A 19318-nucleotide genomic window follows, 5' to 3' on the forward strand; every position below is an offset into this window, starting at 1 on the left:
AACTAACCTTCGCGATGGTAGGGATGGTTGCGGACCACGCTCATGGCGCGGTAAAGCTGCTCGCATAATACCAGCCGGGCCATGGTGTGTGGCAGGGTCAGGCTGGACAGGCGCAGCGTGGCGTCGGCGCGCGCCTTGATTCCGTCGTCGATCCCGTCGGCCCCGCCGATGATGAAGGCGGTGTCGCCGCCTGCGCGCATCCAGGCTTCGAGCCGTTGCGCCAGTTGCAGCGTGGTCAGGTCCGCGCCGCGCTCGTCGAGCACGACGGTGCGGGAAAATCCCTGTAATGCCGCCAGCAGGCGGACCTTCTCGGCGGCCAGCAGCTGCTCGCGGTTTTTCGCGCCGCGCGGCTCGGGCTTGATCTCGACGACGGACAGCGGTAGTTCGCGCGGCATGCGCTTGACGTACTCGGCGCAGCCGGCGGCGACCCAGGCGGGCAGTTTGTGGCCGACGGCGAGGATGGTGAGTTTCACGGCGCGCCCGGCAGGATCAGACGCGGCGGCACGGCGGCCGCCACGCCGGTCCCGTGCTCGGCATCGACATGTTGGCGGGGCGGGCCGGTGCTATCGGGACGGTTTCAGGCGGCAGCGTCCGCGATCCTGCGCACGCGCTCGGGCCCCTTGCCGCCCCACAGCTCTTCGAGCGCGTAGTAGCTGCGGATGGCCGGCTGCATGATGTGCACCACCACGTCGCCGAGGTCCACCAGCACCCACTCGCCGGCTTCCTCGCCTTCCGTTGACAGGATCTCGGCGCCCGCTTCGCGCACCTTGTCCTCGACGTTGCGCGCCAGGGAACGGACATGGCGGTTGGAATCGCCGCTGGCGACGACGATGCGTTCGAACAACGGGGTGAGCTTACGGGTGTTGATGACCTCGATGTCCTTGCCCTTGATGTCCTCCAGGGCGGCGACGACGATTTTTTCGAGCTGTGCGGCTTTCATCGGCAGTTCAATTCTCCGTGTAGTAGCGATGTTCATGGATGTGGGCGATCACGCTGTCCGGCATCAGATAGCGCGGGCTTTGTCCCTTTGACAGCAGGGAACGGATGCGGGTTGCCGAAATGTCCAGCGGCGTCATGGCGAACGTGGCGATGCACCCGGCCGGGGCGGCGGCCAGCCGCGCCGGGTCCGCGCAGAAGCGGCGGCGGAATGCCGCGGCCAGCTCAGAGTCCAGGCGCTCGGGATCGACCGAATAGCCGGGACGATGCGCGACGGCGACGTGCGCCAGCTCGAACAGGCACTCCCAGCGGTGCCAGCCGGCCATGCCGGCGAAGGCGTCGTTGCCCACCAGCAGCACCAGCGGCCGGTCAGCGCCGCAGGCGTCCGGCCGGCGTAGCCGTTCGAGCGTCGGCACGGTGTAGCTCGGTCCCGGCGCTTCGACCTCCGCCGGGTCGAGCTCGAAGCGGGGGTTGCCGGCGATGGCCGCGCGCACCATCTCCAGCCGCTGCCGCGGCCCGACCCGCGGCGTGTCGCGCAGGGCCGGCCGGCCGGCGGGAATCCAGCGCACGCTTTGCAGGCCGAGCGCGTCGGCGGCTTCCTCGGCGAGCCGCAGATGGCCGAAATGCACCGGGTCGAAGGTTCCGCCGAAAATGCCGAGCGGCTGGCGCGCTGCCTCAGGACGCATCTTGCATGCCGACGAAGATGTCGCGGTAGCTGATGTAGAAGCTGGCGTACAGGGTCGGCAGGAGGATCAGGCTGACCATCACGGTGAGCATCGTCGGCAGCAGCTGGCCGACGCCGTCGCCGCCGCCGAGCAGGCCGTCGATCAGGCGCGGGACGAACACGCCGATGATCCCGATGGTCAGCGAATACAGCAGGAACGGACGCCAGTTGCGCAGGCAGGCGACCAGGCTGAAGAACAGCGACTTGCCGGCGGGCATGTCATGCCAGGCGACCAGGACCGGGGCGAACCAGAAGGCCAGGATGATCGGGATGAGCAGGACCACGGTCAATTGCGCGGAAATGAACACCGAGGTCTTGTCCAGCGCCTCGCGGGCCGGCGCCTCGCCCATGACCAGCATGCGGAACAGCAGGCCGCCGTCGAATAGCGCGGACAGGCCGAGCACCACCAGCGTGGCCAGCACGTAGATGACGCCGAGGGTCAGCAGCGTATGCAGGTTGCGATGGAAGCCCGAGAAGAGCACCTGCGGCGGCAGTTCCTCCTTCCTGTCGATCAGCCGGCAGGCGTTCATCAGGCTGACCGAGAACGCCGGGATGAGGAGGAAGCTGGCCAGCTGGCCGAACAGGGGAATGGCCGAAACGACGGCCATCGACAGCCAGTAGCCGAGCACCAGGAAGCTCAGCAGCGCGGGCCGGTGCTGGAAGATGGAAAAGCCTTCGACGAGCCAGCGCAGTCCTCGCGCGGCCGGGAGTATCAATGCTTGCATGGGGGGCGGAATCAGTGGGCCACGAACACGTCCTGGTAGGAGGCGTAGGCCGTCCCGGCCAGCACGGGGATGAGAACGAGAAATCCAAGGCCGACCGGCAGCGCGGCGAAAAAGCACAGGACGAAGGCGATCAGGCCGAGGATCAGGAAAGGCAGGACGTTTTTCAGGCAGGCGCCGAAACTGGCCTTGCACGCCTCGACCGGCGGCATGCCGTTGAACAGGACCAGCGCCGGGGCGAACCACATGGACATCCACAGCGGGATGAACAGCAGCGAGGAAAGCAGCAGGGCGAAGAGCGAGCCGCCGAGCAGGAGGCCGAGCCCGGCCGCGCCCGGCAGCATCAGCCCGCCGGCCACGGAACCGCTGAACAGGAACAGCACGACCAGCTTGATGACGAAGGCGGCGACCATGAAGATCACGCCCAGCATGATCAGCGGCGTGGTCCGGGTGGAGAAGCCGGCCGTCAGGTCGGCCAGGCCGAAGGTTCCCGCGTCGGCGGCGCGGCGGCACATGGCGAACAGGCCGGCGGCCAGGATCGGCGCCAGCAGGCCGGCCAGCAGCGGCCCGGCCAGCCACACGGCCATCAGCGCGAGGAAGCCGACCAGCAGGATCGCCGCGCTGGCCACCCACAGGCCGGGGTTGACCATGAACACGGTCCAGCCGAGGCGCAGCCAGGCGAAGACGGCGTCGATGCCGACCGCGCGGCTGCGGCCGTCGAAGGCCGGGGCGGGAATGGGGAAGTGGCTCATCGCCGCGGGATTCCTCGACGGGAACCGGTGGGCGTCAGAAAGTGCCGATGACCCACTGCGGAATGCTCAGTCCGGGCGTGCCGGGCCCTTCCTGGGGCACGAAGGAACCGTCGCCGCGCTGGTCGACGAGGATGTACGGCTCGCCGCGCAGCGGGATGACCCGGATCTTGTACAGCTTGCCGTTGACGCGGTATTCCTCGATGGTGGCGCCTTCGCGCTGGCGGATGGTGACCTGCGGTTCCACGGTGTCGTCCAGCGGCATCAGGGCCGGCGGTCTGGTGTCGGGCGCGGCGGGCGTCCCGGCGGTCTGCGCCCAAGCCGGAGCGGTTGCGACGGCCAACGGGACGAGAAGGAAATGAAGGCTGCGCATGACGGGATATCCGGGCGAACTATCAGTATCGATTGTATTACAGATTGAGCAACTTCTCCCGTTCCGCCGGCAGCGGCGCGAAGCCGGTGCGCTCGTAATGCCTGAAGATGGCTTCAACCACCTCGTCCGGCTGGTCGATGACCTGGATCAGCCCGACGTCCTCCGGGGAAATCACCCGCTCGTCGACCAGCGTGGTCCTGAACCAGTCGACCAGGCCGCGCCAGAACGGTTCATGCACCAGGATGATCGGGATTTTCTGGCTCTTGCCGGTCTGGATCAGGGTCAGCGCTTCGAGCAGCTCGTCGAGCGTGCCGAAGCCGCCGGGCATGACCACGTAGGCGCTGGCGAAGCGCACGAACATGTACTTGCGCGCGAAGAAGTGGCGGAAGCTCTGCGAGATGTCCTGGTAGCCGTTGGCGCGCTGCTCGTGCGGCAGCTGGATGTTCAGTCCGACGCTCGGCGAGCGGCCCTGGTAGGCGCCCTTGTTGGCGGCCTCCATGATGCCGGGGCCGCCGCCCGAGATGACCGAGAAGCCGGCGTCCGAGAGCTTGCGCGCGATCGTTTCGGTGAGCCGGTAGTGCGGCGAATCGGGCGGCGTGCGCGCGCTGCCGAAGATCGACACGGCCGGGCGGATCTCCGCCAGCCGCTGCGCGGCCTCGACGAACTCTGACATAATGCCGAACACCCGCCAGGCCTCCTGCGAGGCCGTGAATTTCGAGGCGTTGGGGTCCGCCAGGTGCGGAATCTTTTCTTTTTCGCTCATCGCTCGCTTCCGAATCATGCCTACCTTGCTGCTGGTCGACGGATCGTCGTATCTCTATCGCGCCTTCCACGCCCTGCCCGACCTGCGCAACACGCAGGGGGAGCCGACGGGCGCCATCTACGGCGTGCTCAACATGCTGCGCCGGCTCGACGCCGACACCCGGGGGCAGGACGTAGCTTACAAGGCTTGCGTCTTCGATGCCAAGGGCGGGACCTTTCGCGAGGAGTGGTATCCGGAGTACAAGGCGAACCGGCTGTCGATGCCCGACGAGCTGGCCGCCCAGATCGCGCCGATCCACGCCTGCATCGAGGCGTCCGGCTGGCCGATCCTGATGGTCGACGGCGTCGAGGCCGACGACGTGATCGGCACGCTGTCCCGCTGCGCAGCCGCGCAGGGCCTGCGCGTGGTGGTGTTGACCGGCGACAAGGATCTGGCGCAGCTGGTCGACGCGCGCATCACGCTGGTCAACACGATGAGCAACGAAACGCTCGACGAGGCCGGCGTGCTGGCCAAGTTCGGCGTGCCGCCGGAACGCATCGTCGATTACCTGACGCTGGTCGGCGACGCGGTCGACAACGTGCCGGGCGTGGCCAAGGTCGGGCCGAAGACGGCGGTCAAGTGGCTGACGCAGTACGGCTCGCTCGACGGGGTGATGGCCGCCGCCGCGCAGATCGGCGGCGCGGTCGGCGAGAACCTGCGCGCCGCGCTCGATTTCCTGCCGCTCGGCCGCAGGCTGGTGACCGTGCGCTGCGATCTCGAGCTGCCCGTGCGGCCCGAAGACCTCGCGCCGCGTCCGCCGCAGCGCGAGAAGCTGATCGAGCTGTTTACGCGCTACGAGATGAAGTCGTGGCTGAAGGAGGTGAGCGCGGCCGGCGACGGCGCCGCCGTGCCGCCGAAGGTCGAGGAGCCGGCCGCCGCGCCTGCCGAACGGTACTATGCGACGCTGCTCGACTGGCCGTCGTTCGAGGAGTGGCTGAAAAAAATCGAGGCCGCGCCGCTGACCGCGCTCGACACCGAGACGACCAGCCTCGACCCGTTCGCCGCGCGCATCGTCGGCATCTCCTTCGCTGTCGCGCCCGGCGAGGCAGCCTACGTGCCGCTGGCCCACGACTACGCCGGCGCGCCCGCGCAGCTGCCGCGCGACGAGGTGCTGGCGCGCCTGAAACCCTGGCTCGAATCGCCGCGCCACGCCAAGATCGGGCAGAACCTCAAGTACGACCAGCACGTCTTCGCCAACCACGGCATCGCGCTCGCCGGCGTGGCGCACGACACGCTGCTGCAGTCCTACGTGCTCGAAGCGGGCAAGTCCGGCGTGCGCGGCCACGACCTCGGCCAGCTCGCGCTGCGCCATCTCGGGCTGGAGACGATCGCCTACGAAACGCTGTGCGGCAAGGGCGCGAACCAGATCGGCTTCAACCAGGTGGACGTCGCCCTGGCCGGCGAATACGGCGCCGAGGATTCCGACCTCTGCCTGCGCCTGCAGGAGCGGCTGTTCCCGCAGATCGCCGCCGACTCCGGGCTCGCGTACGTCTACGGCGAGATCGAGATTCCGGTGCGCGACATCCTCTTCCGCATGGAACGCAACGGCGTGCTGATCGACGCCGACCTGCTCGCCCGGCAGAGCGACGAACTCGGCCGGCGCCTGATGGAACTGGAACAGGAAGCGCACGAACTGGCCGGGCAGCCGTTCAACGTCAATTCCCCGAAGCAGCTCGCCGACATCCTGTTCGGCAAGCTCGGCCTGCCGGTACGCAAGAAGACGCCGTCCGGCACGCCGTCGACCGACGAGGAAGTGCTTTCCGAACTGGCGCTCGACTATCCGCTGCCGAAGCTGCTGCTCGAATCGCGCCAGCTCGCCAAGCTGAAGGGCACCTACACCGACAAGCTGCCGAAGATGGTCAATGCGCAGACCGGGCGCGTGCATACCAGCTACGCGCAGGCCGTGGCGGTCACCGGCCGGCTCGCTTCGAGCGATCCCAACCTGCAGAACATCCCGGTGCGCACCGCCGAAGGGCGGCGCATCCGCTCGGCCTTCGTGGCGCCGGCGGGCGCCAGCATCGTCTCGGCCGACTACTCGCAGATCGAGCTGCGCATCATGGCGCACCTTTCGGAGGACGCGCGCCTGACCGAGGCCTTCGCGCACGGCGAGGACGTGCACCGCGCCACGGCGGCCGAGATCTTCGGTGTCACGCCGATCGAGGTCGGGCCGGACCAGCGGCGGGTGGCCAAGGTCATCAACTTCGGGCTGATCTACGGCATGAGCGCCTTTGGCCTGGCGCGCCAGCTCGACCTCGAACGCGGCGCGGCGCAGAACTACATCGACCGCTATTTCGCGCGCTATCCCGGCGTGGCGAAGTACATGGAGAGCACGCGCAGCGCGGCGAAGATCAACGGCTACGTCCAGACCGTCTTCGGCCGCCGCCTGTGGCTGCCGGACATCACAGCGGCGCAGGTCGGCCGCCGCCAGGGCGCCGAGCGCGCGGCGATCAACGCGCCGATGCAGGGCACGGCGGCGGACCTGATCAAGCTGGCGATGATCGCCGTGCAGCGCTGGCTCGACCGCGAAAAGCTGCGGACCAAGCTGATCATGCAGGTGCACGACGAGCTGGTGCTGGAAGTGCCGGACGACGAACTGACGCGCGTGCGCGTCGAGCTGCCGCCGCTGATGACGCAGGTCGCCGCCTTGCGCGTGCCGCTGGCGGTCGAGGTCGGCGTCGGCGCCAACTGGGACGAGGCGCACTGACCGGAATCGCGGCTTCCGCAGCGCCGCCGCGGAAGCCGCCGCCGGTCAGACCCTGAAGCGCGCGATCTGCGCCTGCAGCCCCTGCGCGATCCGTTCGAGCTGGACGGCGTTGTCCGCCGTGCTGCGCACGGTCGCCGTCGTCTCCTCGACCATCTGGGCGATCTGCTCGACGCGCTGGGCGATCGAGGTGCTGGCGCTGCCCTGTTCCTGGGTCGCCGCCGCCACTTCGCGGACGCGCTCCAGCGTGCGGCCGGCGCCGTTCTCGATGGCCTGCAGCGACTCGGCGGCCGACTGCGCGAGCTGGACGCCCTGCTCGACTTCCGGCAGCGCCTCGTTCATGGCGCCGACGGCGCCCTCGGTGTCGCCCTGGATGCCGGCGATCATCTGCTCGATCTCGGTGGTGGCGGTCGAGGTGCGCTCGGCCAGCTTGCGCACCTCGTCGGCGACGACGGCGAAACCGCGCCCCTGCTCGCCGGCGCGTGCGGCCTCGATGGCGGCGTTGAGCGCCAGCAGGTTGGTCTGTCCGGCGATATCCTTGATCACGTTGGCGATCGAGGAAATCTGCAGCGCCCGGCCCTCCAGCGCGCGGATGCGCTCGGAGGCGTCGGTGACGGTGGCGGCGATCTTCTGGATGGCGCCGCTCGCCTGCCGGACGCGCCCGTTGCCTTCCCCGGCGAGGCTCATGGCTTCGCGGGAGTCGTTCTCGGTGTCGCGGGCGCTGTCGGAAATGTGGGTCGAGCTGACCGTCAGCTGCTCGATCGCCGCGGCCATCGCCGAGGTCGCGTCGGCCTGCTGGCCGGCCGCCGCCGAGACTTCGGTCGACGCGCGGCTGATCTCCTCCGCGTTGCCGACGAGCAGCGCGGCGCTGCGGTTGATCTCCTGGATCAGGCTGCGCAGCGACGCGACCATGCTGCCCAGGGAGTGCAGCAGGCTGCCCGGCGGCGCGTCGACGCTGGCGGAGAGGTCGCCGTCGGCGATCCGCTGCATGACCGCCACGGCCGCCGCCGGTTCGCCGCCCAGCTGGCGCAGCACGCCGGCGGCGATGCGCCAGCCGAGAAGGATCAGCAGGACGATCAGCACGGCGGAGACGCCGCCCAGCATCAGGGCCGCGCCGCGGAAGGCGGTATCGACGTCGTCGATGTAGATGCCCGTGCCGATGACCCAGCCCCACGGCTTGAACAGCTGGACGTAGCCCAGCTTGGGCTCCGCCTGCCGCTGTCCCGCGCGCGGGAACCAGTAGTCGACGAAACCGCCGCCGCCATTGGCCGTGGCCACGATCTCCCGGATCAGCGGCTTGCCGCGCGCGTCCTTCACGTCCTTCTGGTTCTGGCCTTCGAGGGCCGGGTTGGCCGGCTGCAGCAGGTAAACGTGATCGGTGTCGACGATGAAGTAGTAGTCGTTGGCCGCGTAGCGCACGCCGCGCAGGCTTTCCTTGGCCGCCTGCCGCGCCTGCGCGTCGGTCATCGCGCCGGTGCGGACCTGCTGGTAGTGATGGTCGAGCACGGCCAGCCCGACCTCGACGAGGTTCCGCGTCTTTTCCTTGCGGTCTTCGAGCATGCTGCCGCGTAGCTGCAGGAGCGCGATGGCGCAAAGCACCAGCAGGCCGGCCAGGGTCAGGCCGATCAACAATTGCATGCGCGTCGATACGCGCCACGAACTCAACCCGGCCATGTTGCCCCTTTGCTGTTCATTAGAATCACTACACCCGTCTCATTCTACCTAAACACCGACGGCGGGAATGCGCGGCCGGCGCGGCCTCAGTAGCGCAGCACCCGGGCGAGAAAGGCGGCCAGCAGCGGATGGCGCGGCTGGCCGAAGACCTGCTCCGACGGCCCTTCCTCCAGCGCCTGCCCGTCGGCGATGAACAGGCAGCGGTCGGAGACCTCGCGAGCGAAGCCCATGTTGTGCGTGACGATGATCAGGTCGCGCCCCTCGCCGCGCAGCTCGGCGATGAAGTCGAGCACTTCGGCGGTCATCTCCGGGTCGAGCGCCGAGGTCGGCTCGTCGAAGACCAGGAAGCGCGGCCGGATGGCGATGGCGCGCACGATCGCCACGCGCTGCTGCTGGCCGCCGGACAGCTCGGCCGGGCGCTGGCCGGCGTGGCGGGAAAGCTGGAAGCGCGCGAACAGCGCGTCGACGATGGCCTCGGCCTCCGCCGCCGGCAGGCCGTGTACTCTGACGAGCGGCAGCAGCACGTTTTCCCGGGCGCTCAGGTGGGGAAACAGGTTGTACGCCTGGAATACCGTGCCGATGCCGCGCCGGTGCGCCAGCAGTGCGGTTTCGGAAAACTCCAGCGCCTGCCCGTCGATGGACACGCTGCCCGCGTCCGGCGCCGTCAGGCCGGCGAGGATGCGCAGCAGCGTGGTCTTGCCGCCACCGGACGGGCCGATGATGGCCAGCGACTGGAAATCGGGGATGCTCAGCGTGACGCCGCGCAGGGCCTGGCTGTTCCCGAAGCGCTTGCCGACGTCGCGCAGTTCAAGCCGCAAAGTGGAATCTCCGTTCCAGGACCCGCCCGATCAACGAGATCGGCAAGGTCAGCAGCAGGTAGCCGAGCGCCAGCGGCAGGTAGCTTTCCAGCGTGCTGTAGGTGAAGGCGTTGACCTCCTGCGCGTTGAGCGTGAACTCGCTGACGGCGATGATCGACAGCAGCGACGAATCCTTGATGATCGAGGCGAACTGCCCGGCCAGCGGCGGCACGAGCTGGCGGACCACCTGCGGGAAGACGACGTAGCGGTAGGTCTGCGCGGGCGTCAGGCCGATGGCGCGCGCCGATTCGAGCTGCGAATCGCGGATGCTGTCGATGCCGGCGCGGATCATTTCCGAAAGGTAGGCGCCGGCGAACAGCGACAGCGCGAGGACGCCGACGAGGTAGCGGTTTTCGATGCCGAAGGCGTTGGCCACTACGTAGAACAGGATCAGGATCTGCACCAGCAGCGGCGTGCCGCGGATCGACTCGACGTACAGTGCGGCCGCGTAGCGCAGCGGCAGGAAGGCCGAGCGGCGGGCCAGCGCGGTGAGCAGCCCGATCAGCAGGCTGGCGGCCAGCGACACGGCGGAGATCGCCACGGTCATCAGCCAGCCCTGCAGGAACTTCTGCCGGTAGGTCCAGATCGCCGGCCAGTTCCAGCCGTAGTGCAGCTGGTTGAAGGCGAAGCTGAACAGGCCGGCGGCGAGCACCGCGACCAGGACCCAGGAGACGGCCTGGGCGAGGCGTGCCGCAGGCCCCCTTGATGGCGCGAAAAGGAGATTCACGAGCCGGGCGGCCGTCTCTTACATGAAGAACGCCGATCCCATGCTCTTGAACTCGTCCTTCATCTCCTTCAGGTAACGGTCGCCGAGCCGGTCGAAGCCGCCCTGCGCCCGGTAATCCTTGAGGAAGGCGTTGACCTCGGCGCGCAGCGCGTCGTTGCCCTTGCGGATGCCGACCGCCCACGACTCCTTGCGGAAGGGTTCGAGGATCGCCCGCGTGGTGGCCTGGTTGCGCCGCCAGTTCTGGTAAACCGACATCTGGTCGTAGATGAAGGCGTCGGCCTTGCCCTGCGCGACCTCCAGGACGGCGGCGGACTCCTTGTCGAGCACCAGGATTTCCGCCTGCTTCAGGTTGCCGGTGGCGAAGACGTGGCCGGTGGTTCCCTTCTTCACCGCCACCTTGACGCCTTTCCGGTCCAGGTCGGCGATGCTGCGCGCGGGCGAATCCTTCTTCAGCAGCAGGCACAGGCCGGTGGCGATGTAGGGATCGGAAAAGTCGATCGACTGCGCGCGCTCGGCGGTAGCGGTCATCGAGGAAATGATCAGGTCGACCTTGCCGGTCTTCAGCGCGGGGATCAGGCCGTCGAAGGCCATGTTCTCGATGACCACCGGGCGCCCGAGCGCCTTGGCCAGATCCGTCGCCAGGTCCACGCTGACGCCCGTGGGCTTGCCCTGCGGGTCGGTCATCTCGAACGGCGGATAGGCGAGTTCCATGCCGACGACCAGCGGCTTGCCGGCCTCGGCCTTGTCCGCCGCCCCGGCCGGGGAAACGAGCGTCAACAAGGCCGCGGCGGCGGCGAAAAACAGGCGTATTTTCTTGTCCATCTGCATTCTCCTTGGCGCGATTCATGACTTCCGTCGTTGGAGAATAACTCCGCGCAGCGGCCAACGTCATGGTTTTTTTCTCCGATCCGGATACCATTCATCCCTTCGGACTCTTGTACGGATTCCCCGCGATGGATCGATGTTTCCGCCCGCGCCGGGCGCTGCTCCTGGCCGTCCTGCTTTCGCCGCTCGCCGCGTTCGCCCAGAAAACCGACGGCGCGAACCCCGAATGGATCGGGCTCGGCCGCAACGAGAATTTCCGCGCCTACCTCGACCAGCGTTCGGTACAGCGTGACGGCGACCGGGTGCGGGTGTACCAGCTGACCGATTTCGCCACGGCGCAATGGGCCGACGAGCGCACCGTCGTCGGCTCGATCCGGGCACTGGTCGAATACGACTGCACCCGCGCCCGCACGCGGACGCTGGCCCTCGAAGCCTATTCCGAACAGATGGGCGAGGGGCGGCTGGTGGCCAACGAACAGAAGCCCGACGCCGAGTGGGAAGCCATCGCGCCGGGAGGGTCCGGCGAGAACGTGCGGCGGCTGGTGTGCGGGAAATGATCGTCCGCGCGGCGTCCGCCCGCCCCGTCGCGCTGACGTGAAAAGACCGCGCCGCTGTTGGCGGGCGCGGTCTTTCCGGATGCTTCCGACACCCTAGCCGATTTCGATCAGCACCTGCCCCTTGGTCACCTTCTCTCCGGCGGCGACGGCGATCGTCTTGATCTGGCCGTCGACCGGGGCCTTGATGCGGTTGAGCATCTTCATCGCTTCCAGGATCATCAACGTGTCACCCTGCCGCACGGCCTGGCCGGGTGCCGTGCCGATCTCGGCGACGACGCCGGGGATCAGCGCCCTGATGACGCCGGGGTTCTGCTTCTCGAACGGCTTGCGCCGAAGAAACTTCTTGGTGGGGCACGCCTCGTAGGTGCCGCCTTCCAGCGCGATCTCGCAAAACTGTCGTTGTTCGCTCATGGTCGTCCTCCGGTCAGAACGGCGGCACGCCGTGCTTGCGCTCCGGACGCGCTTCTTCCTTGTGGCGCGTCAGCCTGAGGGCGTGGGCGATGCTCGCGCGCGTCTCCGCCGGCGGGATCACCGCGTCAACGTAGCCGCTGGAGGCGGCGACGTACGGGTTGGCGAACTTGTCGGTGTATTCCTTGACCTTGAGCTTGCGCATCTCCTCCGGATTGTCGGCGGCCAGGATTTCGCTGCGGAAGATGATGTTGGCCGCGCCTTCCGGGCCCATCACGGCGATCTCGGCGGTCGGCCAGGCGAAGACGAAATCGGCGCGCAGGTGGTGCGAGCACATGGCGATGTAGCCGCCGCCGTAGGCCTTGCGCAGGATCACGGTGATCTTCGGCACGGACGCCTCGCTGTAGGCGTAGAGCACCTTGGCGCCGTGGCGGATGACGCCGTTGTGCTCCTGGTCGGAGCCGGGCAGGTAGCCGGGGATGTCCATCAGCGTCAGCAGCGGGATGTTGAAGGCGTCGCAGAAGCGGATGAAGCGGGCGATCTTGTCGGAGGCGTCGATGTCCAGCACGCCGGCCAGGAACAGCGCCTGGTTGCCGATGATGCCGACGGTCTCGCCCTCGATGCGGGCGAAGCCGATGATCGCGTTGGGCGCGAACAGCTCCTGCACCTCGAAGAACTCGGAGTCGTCAACCAGCGCGCGCACGATGTCGCGCACGTCGAACGGGATCCTCGAATCCTTGGGGATGAGCTCCTCGATCCTGTAGCTGGCCTTGGGCTTCTTCGCGTCGACAATCGCCGCCCTGGCGCGGTTGCTGTCGGGCAGGTAGCCGACCAGCGTACGAATCTGCGCGAAGCAGTCCAGCTCGCTGGCGGCGAAGAAATGCGCGTTGCCGGCCGTCTCGGCCTGCACGCGGGCGCCGCCGAGGTCCTCCATCGAGATTTCCTCGCCGAGCACGGTCTTCACAACTTCCGGCCCGGTGATGAACATCTTGGAGATCTGGTCGACCACGAACACGAAGTCGGTCAGCGCCGGCGAATACACCGCGCCGCCGGCGCACGGCCCGAGGATTACCGAGATCTGCGGCACGACGCCGGAAGCGAGCGTGTTGCGGTAGAATATCTCGCCGTAGCCGGCCAGCGAATTGACGCCTTCCTGGATGCGCGCGCCGCCCGAGTCGTTGATGCCGATGATCGGCACGCCCATCTTGATGGCATGGTCCATCACCTTGGTGATCTTGCGCGCGTGCATCAGGCCGAGCGAGCCGCCGGCGACGGTGAAGTCCTGCGCGTAGATGCACACCGGGCGGCCGTTGATGGTGCCCGAGCCGGTCACCACGCCGTCGGCGGCCAGTTCCTTGCCGGCCATGCCGAAGTCCTGGCATTTGTGCTCGACGAACAGGTCGTATTCGTGGAACGAGCCTTCGTCGAGCAGGACGGCGATGCGCTCGCGGGCGGTCATCTTGCCGCTGGCCTTCTGTTTGCCGATGGCCTTTTCGCCGCCGCCCTGGGTCACGGTCGACTGGCGCGAAAAGAAGTCGATGATGCGCTGCATGAATGACATAGTCTTATTCTCCCTTCAATGTTTCAGTGGAACGGCAAGAAGCGGCGGACGGGCGGCCGCGCAGCACGCTGGCATGGCGCGGCCGTTTCCCGGCGCCGGATCGGAGAGTCCGCTTGCCGCCCCGAAAGCGGCCGCAGCCGGCCTTCGGGAGGCGCGAGTGTAGCAGGATTGTGCCGGGCGGACCTCGACGCGCTACACGGATCACCTTGATAATTCAGGGATTTTTCTGCAAGTTAAGCGATCATCGCGGCATTTTCGGAGGATTTTCACGGCCGTTCGCCGCCATTTCGCGACCGGACGAAAAATGTGCGAAAGCCGACCTTCGAACGCGCGACGATCTCTAGCGCGATTCCTTGATGATGCGTCCGAAAGCCGGCTGCACGGGGCGCGCATTGGGCTGGTACAGGCGCCGGAACATCGCCAGCTGTTCGGCGGAAACCTGCTGCGGCTGCTTGAGGACCATCCACAGCACGTCCTCGGAGCAGGGCGGCGTGGTCAGCGACCCCATGAAGGTGAAATAGCCCCGCTCGGCCGGGAGCAGCCGGTCGATGTCGATGGCCAGTCCCGGCGGCGCGGTCTCGCCGCCCTTTTCCAGCGGCAGGTTGTTCAGCGCGGCCTGGACCACCGGATTCTCGCCGCCCTGTTCCAGCAGGACCGAGACGATGGCCAGCTTGCCGTCTTCGGCGCGGTGCACGAGTTGCGCCTCCATGTCGAAGGCCTTGCCGGCGACCGAGAATTCCGCCGGGTTGTGGAAGCGCACGTGGGTCAGGCGGTAGTTCTTGCCGAGCAGCAGCAGGTTGCCGCCGTAAACCGCCAGTTGCAGATGGCGGCCCGTATCGACGACGCGGAACGGGACGGGCCGGTAAACGAACTGGATCGGCTCCAGGTCGACCGCGAAGCCGTCGCGCAGGTCGATCGGCGACTGCCGCCGGCCGCTCGCGCAGACGGCGTAATCCGGGCCGAGCTCGCTCCAGTGCTCGGGGCCGGCAGCGCCTTCGTAGTAGGCCCAGTTTGGCGGCGGCGCGCGGCGCGCCTCCGCCGCATGCGCCACGGGCCGGCCGGCCGGCGCGGACGCGGATTTACCGGCGAGCATGCCGGCGGATTGCCGGGCCAGCCGCTGCGCGTCCTTTTTCACGGCCTGTTCGACCAGCGTCTCGTTGGTCTTGCGCAGGTCCGCGGCGAGCTCGTTGACCTTGTCCAGCGTCTTCGCCACCGACGGCGCGGCCGCGGCATCGCCTTTCGGCCGGCACACTTCGCGCAGCAGGCGGTCATCCGGCGTGCCGCTGCGCACGGGCATCTCGAACGGACTGCGCACTTCGTCCTGGCGCAGCACGCTGTCGTCTTCCCGGTAATAGATGCGCTTGAGCGTGGCATGCGTGCGCTCGGCGCAGTCGTAGCGGCTCTCGATCTCGATGACGCGATAGGACGCCGAGGTCTTGGGGTCGACGATCGGCTTGTCGAGCACGATGCGCCCCCTGGCGGTCAGGGCGGTGCCCGGCCCGGGAGCGATGCTTTCCCGGTCGATCTCCACGCGCTTGCCCTGTTCCGTGGCCACCGCCTGCCAGGCGGCCGAAACGGCAGCGGGCAGCGTCGCGAGAAGGACGATGGCGAGAATTTTCGGGGGCATGCCGGGATTCATTTTTCGACTCATCGTTTCTTTGACGGACGATCCGCCGAATACTTTAGGGTGGTCCGTGACGAGCTTGTACCGCACCGGCTTACGTAAAGAGCAGCCCGCCTTCGGGCGAGGAGTCGAATGTCCCTTTGCCGAATTGATCTGACGCTCAAGCCTCTGAAAAAAGGTAACTGTCAGGCTACCCCTGGATTTTACAAATTAGGAGAACTCCGATGGTTGGGCTTGCCGCTAGTGCCTAAACTCCGGTGCCACTAAAGAGACGGTTTGCTGTGTACGGAGTGGAGGAGTCGATCTTGAAGTCGTCCATGTTTACGGAAGTGTTCCATGCTGGTTCGGTTAACGAGGTGGGAATGAGTAGCTGCGATTTTGAGGGGGGGGGGGGGGGGGGGGGGGGGGGGGGGGGGGGGGGGGGGGGGGGGGGGGGGGGGGGGGGGGGGGCAAACCCTCCACCAAACCCTCCATTATCCAAGGTGCGTGTGCTGGTGGTCGATGACGATCCTGTTCAGCGTGCTTCGCTGGAAATGTTGCTTACAGCCAGGGGCGCGATCGTACATACCGTACCAGATGGCTTTGGCGCGATCGAGGCATATCTGGCCACTTCGATCGATGTGATCGTTATGGACTTGAGAATGCCCGATATGTGGGGAGACGAAGCATGCGAGGCGATACGCATGTTTACTGAATCAGCCCAGCCCGTTGTTGTAGGCTGCTCTTCATTGGCGAATGGTCCGGAGCGTGCCAGGCGGGCGGGGATGGACGGCTATGTCGGGAAGCCGGTAGCGGGAGACTGTCTGATCGATGAAATTGTCCGGTGCCTGCACCGCGCCAGGTAATTTGAATGCGTTGAACGGTTTATTGAATCCACTGACCGCCTTGTCCCAACCAAAATGTTTTTCGGCATGCTTGCTCTACGGCACAGCAACGTTGCCGACCAGTACGATACCCGTGGAGCTTCGACGACCGTTTCGCTGAGTCTTTCTCCTGTGGGTTCATTGAAAATCCCGGCTGCGGGTCGGCAGGCTGCCCAGCAGCGGCGTGTGATCGACCAGCCGCCGGGCGATCAGGTGCAGGACTTCGCCTTCGCGCTGCAGGACGCCGAGCACGCCGAGCAGGCGGGCGCCGAGCAGTTCGCGGCGCTGCCGTTCGACGAGGCGGGGATGGACGATCACGTTGACCAGCCCGGTTTCATCCTCCAGCGTCAGAAAGACGACGCCGGTGGCGCTGCCGGGGCGTTGCCGGTGGGTGACGAGGCCCGCGCAGCGGGCCGGCGCGTTGTGGTTCGCGCTACGCAGCGTGGAGGCGGAGACGTAGCGGCGCTGCGCGAGAGCGGTCCGCAGCAGCGCTAGCGGGTGCCGGCCGAGCGTCAGGCGCAGGGCCGCATAGTCGGCGACGATATCGTCGCCCTCGCCGGGCGGCGGCAGCGATACCGCTTCCTCGTACGCGGGCGCTTCCAGCAGCAGGTCGCGCTGGACCGGGACGGCGGCGACCGCCCATGCGGCCTGCCGCCGGTGTCCGGCCAGCGCCGCCAGCGCGCCGGCGGCGGCCAGCGCGTCGAGAGCGTTGCGGTCCAGGCCGGCGCGGCGGGCGAGGTCGGCCGCGTCGCGGAACGGCCGGGCGGCGGCGATGCGCGCGCCGGCTTCCGCGTCCAGTCCCTTGATCTGGCGCAGGCCGAGGCGGACGGATGACGGCGCGTCCTCTTCCAGAACCGTTTCCCACGCGCTGCGCTGCACATCGGGCGGATGGACTTCGACGCCGTGGCGGCGCGCGTCCTGCACGAGCTGCGCGGCGGAGTAGAAGCCCATCGGCTGCGCGTTGAGCAGGCCGGCGAGAAACGCGGCCGGTTCGTAGTGCTTGAGCCAGGCGGAGATGTACACCAGCAGCGCGAAGCTGGTAGCATGCGATTCCGGAAAGCCGTATTCGCCGAAGCCCTCGATCTGGCGGAAGATCGCCTCGGCGAATTCGCGCGGGTACCCGTTGTCGAGCATGCCGTTGATCAGCTTGTCGCGCAGGTGCCCGACGCCGCCCTTGCGCTTCCACGCGGCCATCGAACGGCGCAGGTGGTCGGCCTCGCCCGGCGTGAAGCCGGCGGCGACGATGGCCAGCTGCATCACCTGCTCCTGGAAGATCGGCACGCCGAGGGTGCGTTCGAGGACCGATTTCACGTCGTCCGACGGATAGCTCACCGGTTCGACTTTCTTCCGGCGGCGCAGGTAGGGATGCACCATGTCGCCCTGGATCGGGCCGGGCCGCACGATGGCCACCTCGATGACGAGATCGTAGAAGCACTCGGGCCGGAGGCGCGGCAGCATGGCCATCTGCGCGCGCGACTCGACCTGGAAGACGCCGATCGTGTCGGCGCGGCTGATCATCGCGTACACCTCCGGGTCCTCGCGCGGGATGTCCTGCATGCGGAAGACCTGCCCGCGCCGCTGCGCGACGAAGTCGAGCGCGTGGCGGATCGCCGTGAGCATGCCGAGCGCGAGCACGTCGACCTTCATCAGTCCGAGCGCGTCGATGTCGTCCTTGTCCCACTCGATGACGCTGCGCCCTTCCATCGCGGCGTTCTCGATCGGCACCAGCCGGTCCAGGCGGCCGCGGCTGATGACGAAGCCGCCGACGTGCTGCGAGAGGTGGCGCGGGAAGCCGCGCAGCTGCTCGGCCAGGACCAGCCATTTTTCCACGCGCGGGCTGCGCGGATCGAGTCCGACGGCGGCGAAACGTTCGGGCCACTGCTCGCGCTGGTCCCACCAGGCCAGCGAGGCGGTCAGCGCGTCGATGCGGTCGATGTCGATGCCGAGCGCCCGGCCGGTGTCGCGCAGCGCCGAGCGCGTGCGGTAGCTGATCACCGTGGCCGTCAGCGCGGCGCGCTCGCGCCCGTATTTCCCGTAGACGTACTGGATGACTTCCTCGCGCCGCTGGTGCTCGAAATCGACGTCGATGTCAGGCGGCTCGTTGCGCTCCTTCGAGACGAAGCGTTCGAACAGCAGTTCCGACTGCGCCGGATCGACCTCGGTGATGCCGAGCGCGTAGCACACCGCCGAGTTGGCCGCCGAGCCGCGCCCCTGACACAGGATGCCCTGCGTACGCGCGAACTTCACCACGTCGTAGACGGTGAGGAAGTAGGCTTCGTAGCGCAGTTCGGCGATCAGCGCGAGCTCGTGCCCGATCTGACTGCGCACCTTTTCCGGAACGCCGGCGGGATAGCGCACAGCCAGCCCCTGTTCCACCTCGACGCGCAGGTAGCGTTCCGGGGTCTGGCCGTGCGGCACGATCTCCTCGGGATACTCGTAGCGCAGTTCGTCGAGCGAAAAGGCACACAGCCCGGCGATGCGCACGCTCTCGGCCAGCAGTTCGGGCGGATAGAGGCGCGCCAGCCGCAGGCGCGGGCGCAGGCAGCGCTCGCCGTTGGGAAAGAGCGCGTGGCCGGCCGCGTCAACCGAGGTCTTCAGGCGTAGCGCGGTCAGCGCGTCCTGCAGCGCGCGGCGGCCGCGCGCGTGCATGTGCACGTCGCCGGCGGCGACCAGCGGCAGGCCGGTTGCCGCCGAGAGCGCGCGCAACGCCGCCAGCCGCCCGGCATCGTCGGCCGCCAAGTGCCGCTCGAAGGCGATCCAGGCGTGGCCGGAAAACGCCTGCGCCAGCCAGCGCGCATCGCCCTCCGCCGCATCGGCCGGCGCGATCCACAGCGCCAGGCAGCCGGGAACGCCCCGCGCCAGGTCGCCGCGCGTCAGGTGGTAGCTGCCCTTCTCCGCGTGGCGGCGGCCGAGGCTGACGATCGCCGAGAGGTTGCCGTAACCGTCGCGGTCCCGCGCCAGCAACACCAGCTTCATGCCGCCGGCAAGGACGAGCTCGGTCCCGCAGATCAGCTTCAGCCCGGCCACCTTCGCCGCCACGTGCGCGCGCACGATGCCGGCGAAAGAACACTCGTCGGTGATCGCCAGCGCCGCGTAGCCGAGTTCCTGCGCCCGCGCCACCAGTTCCTCCGCATGCGACGCGCCGCGCAGGAAGCTGAAGTTGGACAGGCAGTGCAGTTCGGCGTAGTCGGGGAGGACCATCGATGGAAATTCCG

At 67.8% G+C, this 19318-nt stretch carries 18 protein-coding genes; 3 read left to right on the top strand and 15 right to left on the bottom strand.

Going from position 1 to position 19318, the window contains the following annotated elements:
- Positions 1–2 precede the first annotated feature (2 nt).
- The 7 genes from rlmH to QM701_RS10695 form a co-directional block, all read right to left on the bottom strand.
- On the bottom strand, positions 3–473 hold the full coding sequence (gene rlmH / locus QM701_RS10665) for a 23S rRNA (pseudouridine(1915)-N(3))-methyltransferase RlmH (RefSeq protein WP_415167039.1): 471 nt from the start codon (positions 471–473) through the stop codon (positions 3–5).
- A gap of 104 nt (positions 474–577) precedes the next feature.
- Positions 578–940, bottom strand: a complete 363-nt coding sequence (gene rsfS, locus QM701_RS10670) for a ribosome silencing factor (protein ID WP_415167040.1) — start codon at positions 938–940, stop codon at positions 578–580.
- A gap of 7 nt (positions 941–947) precedes the next feature.
- Positions 948–1622: a nicotinate-nucleotide adenylyltransferase gene (gene nadD / locus QM701_RS10675; RefSeq protein ID WP_415167041.1), complete on the bottom strand. Its 675-nt coding sequence runs from the start codon at positions 1620–1622 to the stop codon at positions 948–950.
- Entirely contained in the window at positions 1612–2385 is a 774-nt protein-coding gene (locus QM701_RS10680) for a BPSS1780 family membrane protein (RefSeq protein WP_415167042.1), read from the bottom strand. The genes nadD and QM701_RS10680 overlap by 11 nt, the downstream gene beginning before the upstream one ends.
- An 11-nt stretch (positions 2386–2396) precedes the next feature.
- Entirely contained in the window at positions 2397–3134 is a 738-nt protein-coding gene (locus QM701_RS10685) for a BPSS1780 family membrane protein (RefSeq protein WP_415167043.1), read from the bottom strand.
- A 34-nt stretch (positions 3135–3168) separates the two neighbouring features.
- Entirely contained in the window at positions 3169–3504 is a 336-nt protein-coding gene (locus QM701_RS10690) for a DUF2782 domain-containing protein (RefSeq protein WP_415167044.1), read from the bottom strand.
- 37 nt (positions 3505–3541) lie between these two features.
- Entirely contained in the window at positions 3542–4267 is a 726-nt protein-coding gene (locus tag QM701_RS10695) for a TIGR00730 family Rossman fold protein (protein ID WP_415167045.1), read from the bottom strand.
- Between the two features lie 16 nt (positions 4268–4283).
- Between QM701_RS10695 and polA the strand changes: the two genes are divergently transcribed.
- Positions 4284–7010, top strand: a complete 2727-nt coding sequence (polA, locus tag QM701_RS10700) for a DNA polymerase I (RefSeq protein ID WP_415167046.1) — start codon at positions 4284–4286, stop codon at positions 7008–7010.
- Positions 7011–7055: 45 nt separating this feature from the next.
- Here polA and QM701_RS10705 read toward each other — a convergent pair whose 3' ends face one another.
- The 4 genes from QM701_RS10705 to QM701_RS10720 all read right to left on the bottom strand — a co-directional run bounded on the left by QM701_RS10705 (position 7056) and on the right by QM701_RS10720 (position 11087).
- On the bottom strand, positions 7056–8681 hold the full coding sequence (locus tag QM701_RS10705) for a methyl-accepting chemotaxis protein (RefSeq protein ID WP_415167047.1): 1626 nt from the start codon (positions 8679–8681) through the stop codon (positions 7056–7058).
- Between the two features lie 86 nt (positions 8682–8767).
- Positions 8768–9499 carry an amino acid ABC transporter ATP-binding protein gene (locus QM701_RS10710; protein ID WP_415167048.1) on the bottom strand — a complete coding sequence of 244 codons (732 nt, stop codon included), beginning with the start codon at positions 9497–9499 and terminating at the stop codon, positions 8768–8770.
- Positions 9489–10265: an amino acid ABC transporter permease gene (locus QM701_RS10715; RefSeq protein ID WP_415167049.1), complete on the bottom strand. Its 777-nt coding sequence runs from the start codon at positions 10263–10265 to the stop codon at positions 9489–9491. The genes QM701_RS10710 and QM701_RS10715 overlap by 11 nt, the downstream gene beginning before the upstream one ends.
- Positions 10266–10283: 18 nt before the next feature.
- A complete protein-coding gene (locus QM701_RS10720; RefSeq protein WP_415167050.1) occupies positions 10284–11087 on the bottom strand; it encodes a transporter substrate-binding domain-containing protein in 804 nt (267 codons plus the stop codon).
- A gap of 131 nt (positions 11088–11218) precedes the next feature.
- Between QM701_RS10720 and QM701_RS10725 the strand changes: the two genes are divergently transcribed.
- Positions 11219–11647 (top strand): surface-adhesin E family protein, encoded by a 429-nt coding sequence (locus QM701_RS10725; protein ID WP_415167051.1) that lies wholly within the window; start codon positions 11219–11221, stop codon positions 11645–11647.
- 93 nt (positions 11648–11740) lie between these two features.
- Here QM701_RS10725 and QM701_RS10730 read toward each other — a convergent pair whose 3' ends face one another.
- From QM701_RS10730 to QM701_RS10740, 3 genes are all read right to left on the bottom strand, one after another.
- Complete coding sequence (locus QM701_RS10730; RefSeq protein ID WP_415167052.1) at positions 11741–12058, bottom strand: acetyl-CoA carboxylase biotin carboxyl carrier protein subunit; 318 nt, start codon at positions 12056–12058, stop codon at positions 11741–11743.
- Between the two features lie 13 nt (positions 12059–12071).
- Entirely contained in the window at positions 12072–13607 is a 1536-nt protein-coding gene (locus tag QM701_RS10735; RefSeq protein WP_415169385.1) for an acyl-CoA carboxylase subunit beta, read from the bottom strand.
- Between the two features lie 349 nt (positions 13608–13956).
- Positions 13957–15243, bottom strand: a complete 1287-nt coding sequence (locus QM701_RS10740; protein WP_415167053.1) for a carbonic anhydrase — start codon at positions 15241–15243, stop codon at positions 13957–13959.
- Positions 15244–15728: 485 nt separating this feature from the next.
- On the opposite strand from QM701_RS10740, the gene QM701_RS10745 reads away from it, so the two are divergent.
- Entirely contained in the window at positions 15729–16085 is a 357-nt protein-coding gene (locus QM701_RS10745; RefSeq protein ID WP_415167054.1) for a response regulator, read from the top strand.
- Positions 16086–16241: 156 nt separating this feature from the next.
- Here the strand turns inward: QM701_RS10745 and QM701_RS10750 are convergent, their stop codons facing one another.
- Positions 16242–19304, bottom strand: coding sequence for an error-prone DNA polymerase (locus QM701_RS10750; RefSeq protein WP_415167055.1), 3063 nt, complete (start codon positions 19302–19304; stop codon positions 16242–16244).
- Between the last annotated feature and the right edge of the window lie 14 nt (positions 19305–19318).

The sequence above is a fragment of the Propionivibrio sp. genome (assembly GCF_047602565.1).
Taxonomy (GTDB): Bacteria; Pseudomonadota; Gammaproteobacteria; order Burkholderiales; family Rhodocyclaceae; genus Propionivibrio.